The sequence below is a fragment of the Neisseria dentiae genome (genome assembly GCF_024580525.1).
Taxonomy (GTDB): Bacteria; Pseudomonadota; Gammaproteobacteria; order Burkholderiales; family Neisseriaceae; genus Neisseria; species Neisseria dentiae_A.
The window spans coordinates 1-6,136 of sequence record NZ_JANIKQ010000040.1; the positions used below are offsets into that span (position 1 = coordinate 1).

Annotated in this window: 2 protein-coding genes and 1 pseudogene; 1 reads left to right on the forward strand and 2 read right to left on the reverse strand. The window is 50.1% G+C overall.

What is annotated here, in order from left to right:
- Positions 1-3,949, reverse strand: a 3,949-nt coding sequence (locus tag NQ012_RS12600; protein ID WP_257067926.1) for a two-partner secretion domain-containing protein, incomplete at its 3' end; no start/stop codon positions are given.
- A 96-nt stretch (positions 3,950-4,045) separates the two neighbouring features.
- Complete coding sequence (locus NQ012_RS12605) at positions 4,046-5,800, reverse strand: ShlB/FhaC/HecB family hemolysin secretion/activation protein (protein WP_373566656.1); 1,755 nt, start codon at positions 5,798-5,800, stop codon at positions 4,046-4,048.
- A 153-nt stretch (positions 5,801-5,953) separates the two neighbouring features.
- Here NQ012_RS12605 and NQ012_RS12610 point away from each other — a divergent pair.
- Positions 5,954-6,136, forward strand: a pseudogene (locus tag NQ012_RS12610) (IS1595 family transposase); the annotation flags it as partial.

A 6,136-nucleotide genomic window follows, 5' to 3' on the forward strand; every position in this document is an offset into this window, starting at 1 on the left:
CTTTGAGGATAATTTTCGCATCGGCACGGGCTTTTTCGCCCACCCCTGCCTGTATGTCGGCTCCGGAAAGGGTTGTTTTGAATTCGGTGCCTTCGAGTACGGTATCCCAGCCGGAACGGGTTTTGGCTGTTTGGGCGATCACGCGTACGGGCAGTTTGGTTTCGTTCAACTCGTTTTTGCTGTAATTGCTTTTCCCCACTTTGATACCGATGAAACGGGTACTTTTCTGAACATTCAATTGGTGTTGGTGAATGCCTTCGGCTGCCAGTAATTGTAGCTCCTCACCTGCAACTAGGGCGACTTTACCTGCAGGAGCGTTGAAACGTGTGGTATTAGCTTCGATATTGCCGCCCGCCTGAAGAGTGATGCCGTTGGCGGCAGACAACTCAACGGGCGCAGGCATAATCAGATGATCGCGGGTGCTGGTGAATTTGGTTTTTCTAATAATGCCACCACTTTTGCCTTTAGTTTTCAGGAAAGTATAGGCATCATTTTGCCCAGCCTCCAAAACAATGTCGCTATGGGCTTTGATATCTATGCTGCCCGCAGGGGCTTTGATCTCGGATGCGCCGATAACAATGCGTGCATCATTATGTTCTGCCGCCGCATGGATGCTGACGCCTGTACGTCCGGTCAAGCGCGAGGGTTTGTTGAGTGCCGCTTTATCGTAGTGACTCTTATAAGTGGGCTTGCCTATTTCGTATTGGTCGGTCATGCCGTCAATCAGGATGGCCGCCGTGTCGGAACCCGCTGTTTTCGGCAACACACCTGCGGCATGAATGTTCAGCTTTTGGGACGCGTTAATGTCGGAACCGCTGATTTCGATGCCTTGGCCGGAAATCAGGTCGATATTGCGCGCAGAAAGTTTAGCCTGCTGGTATTCGCTGCCTCTCGGCTTTTTGCCCTTGACTTCTTTGTTGATGGCTTGGATATAGAAAGCCAAACGGTCGCGTTCAGCCTGCAGTGTCGGAATCAGTTTGCTGTTGGGCGAGGCTTTTTTCAATTGCGCTATTTGTTGCTCTAGCTCTTTCGACTTTTGATTGAGTTCAGCTGCTTTTTGGGTGGGGAAATAATTACTGAATGTGTTGTTAACGGCTTCAATATTGAGCTTGCCTTTGGTTGTTGCTATCGTCAGGTTTTTACCGGCCGTTATTTTAGAAGCTCTGAAATCGGCTTCCCCTGCAATCAGGCGCATATTGCCTTTCGCCTCTAAAGTGGAAACACGTGCACTCGGCGCACCTGCATTGCCGCCTTGGGCTGTGAGCATCAGCTTTCCGCCTGCTTTGATATTCAGATCGGTATAGGCACTGATGCGGTTGGCAGGCTCAATCGTAAGCGTGCCGCTTCCGGATTCTATATGCATTTTTCCGGCCAACGGTTTCAGTTCCGCATTATCTTCCAGGGTCTTAGTGGCGATGGTGCTCCAATTAATATTGCCGCGTTTAACCAGGCCGGTGCCTGCGGTAAGGTTAATGGCACCTGCACGCAGGGTGGTATTGTCCGCAATTTGGGAATAGCGCGAATTGAGTGCCAAAACGCCGTTGGCAACCAGTATGTTGGCGGAAGGCAGTTTGTCGTTCTGCCAAATCTGCCCGCTATGCTTGCCTTGGGCGGTGATGTTCATATGGCGTTGTGCGTAGGCGTCCACCTGATTGAGCGTTATCCGCTCGTTTTGAGCGTTGATCTGCATATTGTGTGAAGACTGCAGCTTGGCATTTTCTATGCTCAATGCCCGGTCGGAATGGATGTTCAACGCACCGTTTTTGGCGTGGACATTGAGGTTTTTCAATCCGGCACTGCCGCCATTGTTTTGGATATTGATGTGCTTGCCGCTGATTGAATTGCGCTGTTTCCCGTCGCCCAGTTGCATACCGTTGCGGGAAACCAAGGTAACGTTACCCGCAGATGAGCTAATGTTGGTGTTGTCTGCTTTCAGACGGCCTTTGCCGACCGAACCTGCATTAACGTCAGATGTGGCGGTAAGGGTATTGGTGCCGTTGAAATCGGCGTTGCCTTCGGCAAGCACGGAAACCCGGCCGCCGGTTGCGGCCGCATTGAGGCCCTCTGCAACGATGTTGCCTGTCAGCGCGGCAACATCAATGTTCTGCACAGCATTCAGCTTGGCTTTGCGGATGGTCATGCCGTTTTTAAGGGCTTTCAGTTGCAGATTGCCTGCATTTAAGTTAGTCGCGGTAACTTGAAGCGTACCGGCTTCGGCTTCGATATTTCCGGTAGCGGCGAGTGTTTTGCTGCTGCCGCTGATATTGGCCACACCGCCGGATTTCAGGCTGATATTGCTGGCAGACACATCTTTATCGGTATTCAGGTTCAAATCTTTGCCTGCATGGGCATAGAGATTGCCGGCAGTGATCAATTGCGATGTTTTTGCACCAACATTATTATCGGCCATCAGTACGACATTCTTGCCTGCTTTCACATTGCCGCCGTTAAGCCGGATGTCGGAGGCAACCGTTGTTTCTTGTATTGACAAGGGCTTGCCCGCTTCGATATGTGCCGTATCTTTCGCTTCGATAGCAGCCGAACTGATGATGCTGCCGTTTGACAATACGGTAACATTTTCACCTGTTATGCGGGTATTGTTGCCCAATTCGGTATTGCCCGTGCTTGAGCTGTGTAATGAAGTGCCTGTCTGAATCTGGGCATCGTTAACAATGGAGCGGCCTTCTGCGGTCAGATAAGTGGCACCTTTGGTGTTGTTCACATTCGATTTGCCATCAATCACTAAGTTACGCCCTGCATTCAATACTGTAGCGGAGGGGCGGCTGCCGCTGTTTTGAACAACGGCACCCTTGCGCAAACCGATGTCTTCACCGGTATCGATAACCATCAAACCTTTGCTTTCAATACGGCCGCCATTGGAAACAAACGCCCCGGCAGCCCCTTTTTCGGTGGTCTCGATACTCAGATAGGTTGGAGCGGCCTCAGTGCTGTCGGCTGTGGTGGCGATGCGGCCGCTGTTTTCAATGCGGCCGGATGAGGTCACAATCAACTGCTTGGCAGCTTCCAGTGTGCCGGCATTTTTTACGCCTACGCCTTTTTCATTGGCAATAATGGTGATGCTGTCGGCGTACATTCCGCCCAATGCAGCGGTATCGAGGGCAACGGCAGGTTTGCTGCCTGCCGCTGTGCCTGCGCTGATTCCGCCGCTTGCATAATCCACCTTCTGTGCGCCGGTGGAAACCGCCAGGTTTTTACCCTGCAATTTACCCTGCAAGGCTACTGCACGGGCAAGCACTTCGGTGTAGTCGGCCCCGCCTTTATCGTTCCAACCTGCCGCTCCGACGGTCAATGTGCCCTGGCGGACATCAAAGCCGGTCAAAGCACCGTCTTTGCCGATTTGGGGCGTGCCGGTAGTTAAGATGCCGCGGCCTGCGTTTTTAAAACCGCCGCCGTTGACGGTAATTCCGTTGGGGTTGGCAATAATCACGTCGGCCTTTTGACCGCCTACGGTAATGGTGCCATTGAGTTTGCTGGCTGCACCGCGCACCTCGTTCAAAATCAATTGTGCGCTGCCTTTGGCAAGAAACGGATTGCCGCTGCGGTCGTTGTTCAATACCGCGCCTTTGGTATCAACATCAAACTGCGTATAGCGGTTATGGCTCAATCCGCGTGCATTCGGTGTTTGGATATTAACCAGCGGCGCACCGGTATTGGTTTTAAGGATAACGGCCTGCTGGTTTTTAGGAGCGGTTTTATCGACAGTAATTTGTGCGTGGGCAGGCAATATCATGCCGGCGGAAACCAAAGTGCAGACCATGGTTTTAAGCGCGGTTTTAAGTTTGAAGCATAGGCTGTCTGAAACACCGGCTGCCAAAGGAGCAGAACTTCCTGCCTGTCTGCCTTTGCCCCGGCTGTTGGTGGTTTCGGCAACGGCAGCCATGGTGCCGTGCTTTTTGCTGAAGATGATGCGGTGTAAGCCTTTGTTCATTTGGAAACTCCCTTTGAAATTTTAATAAACCTTTGTTGCGGTATTTATTAAGCGAACTTTTCAGACGGCCTGATATATCCTTTTGAAAATATTGATTTAAAAGCTGTAATTCAATCCGAAACCGTAAACCGTTTTGGCCGTCTGAAAACCTTCGGGTTTATGCAGCGGTTTACCTGCAAACAAATCGTAATGCAGGATACCGCCGATTTTGCGGCTTCCCTTCAGCCCTGCTACGGCTCCGATCAGGCGTTTGCCTGCCATATATTCGGTACTTTCTCCGGATACGCGCCCGGCATCCATACCAAAGTAAAGTTGATGGCGCGGGTGAAAATGCCAGCCGAAAGTGTTCTGCCAGTAAAAGCCGCGCTCACCCGACAGACTCTGTTCGCCATCAAACCCGCGAACGGTATAGCGGCTTCCGATGGAAAGTTTGTCTTGCGAGACCAAGGGGGTTTTATTCCATTGCGACAGAAACGAGGTTTCATATGAAAACTGCTGTTTACCCAGCGTAAAAGGCGCTGCGGCATCCAATGCGGCCGTGATAACTTTCATGCGGGAAGTGCCTGAAATGGTGTCGATGCCGCCGCTTTCTTCCGGTGCGGGCATACTTTTCCGCATACCGGTTCCGCGTTTGTAAGACAGTCTGCCGTCAAGTTGCCAACGCCCAAGATAGGCGCGGTGCCGCAGCTCCGCTTCCCAACCTGCCGTGCGGCGGCGCTGTACTTCGATTTCCGCATCATCGATATATTTGTAAATCTGCCTTGCCCACAATTTAACGGCAGCAGAAGTTTTATGACGGCCGTTGCGCCAAATCATCCGTTCGGCGGCGATATTGCTGTGATACTGTTTGCCGTTGTAATCATAATTAACGGTATAACCCTCGGTGGCATCGTGGTAACGGTAGCCGTTATGGTTGAAAGAAAGCAGCCATTTTTTAAGCGGTACGGAATAATGCACGCTGTAACTTCTCGAACCGCTTTTCGTTTCCGTTCCGGCGGCATCGGCAAACTCTGTTTGATGTGCCAAACCCCGCCCGTAGGAAACATAAAATAAGTCGCTCAAACCTAAAGGGTTGTCGAATGATATGGCGGCGTGCCCTTGATATTTTCCGGTGGTTTTACTGCCCGAATCATCTATACCGATGCTGAAGCGCACAGGTTTGCCCTGCCGCCAATTGACCAATAAATCGCTTTTGTCGTTTTCTTCAGACGGCATAATCTGAATATCTGTTTCAACGCTCGGCAAACGGCGCAGGTTTTCCAACCCCTGCTCCAAATCCCGCAGATTCAAAATTTTATTTTCGTGTAAGGGAAACTTATTATCGAAGGCACTAATGCTTCCCGCAGATGGCATCTCTCCCCGCTTTTCCTGATAGCGGACAATACCGGTTTTCCCTGCCGCTATACTTAATCTCAGCACGCCGTCTGCCATATCCTGAGGCTGAATACTTACTTGTGAAGTGATGTAACCGCGTGCCAACAATATTTGCTGTGCGGCTTTTTGCAGCCTCTGCAAGTTGTTTGCACCCAAGCACATTCCCGCACTGAAATCCGTTTGTTTGGCAACCTCGGCGGGCAGAAAAGAAAAGATGCTGTCCACACCTTCGGCCAAACCGATATTGTCCACCTTCGTACAAGGCATCTCCCCTTCACGAAGTGTGTAAGAAAAACTTTCAGACGGCCGATCAAGCCTCACATCCGACTCAGGCAGCAATTGGTTATCCAGTTGCTGTTGCCGCTGAATGGAACGGACAAATTCACTATCATGATCATCGGCAGCTAAGGCATAACCAGAAAGTGTTGCCAGCGCAAAAAACACAAACGGAATAGAAGTTGCAAAATTTGTTTTCATTTTGTTAAATTATGAATAGACAGCCGCTAATTTTGTTGTAGTTTATGTAGTAATTTTAGCATCGTTTACAAAATTTATGCCATATATCTTTATTTATAATAAGGGGCTGTCCTAGATAACTAGGGAAATTCAAATTCAGTTAGAATAATCCCTATGGGAAAAAGCCGTTTAAGCCACTACAAACAAAACAAGCTTATTGAACTATTTGCAGCAGGCGTTACAGCACGGGTAGCTGCCGAATTGGTTGGTGTAAACAAAAATACTGCCGCCTATTATTTTCACCGTCTGCGATTACTCATCTATCAAAACAGCCCGCACTTGGAAATGTTTGATGGC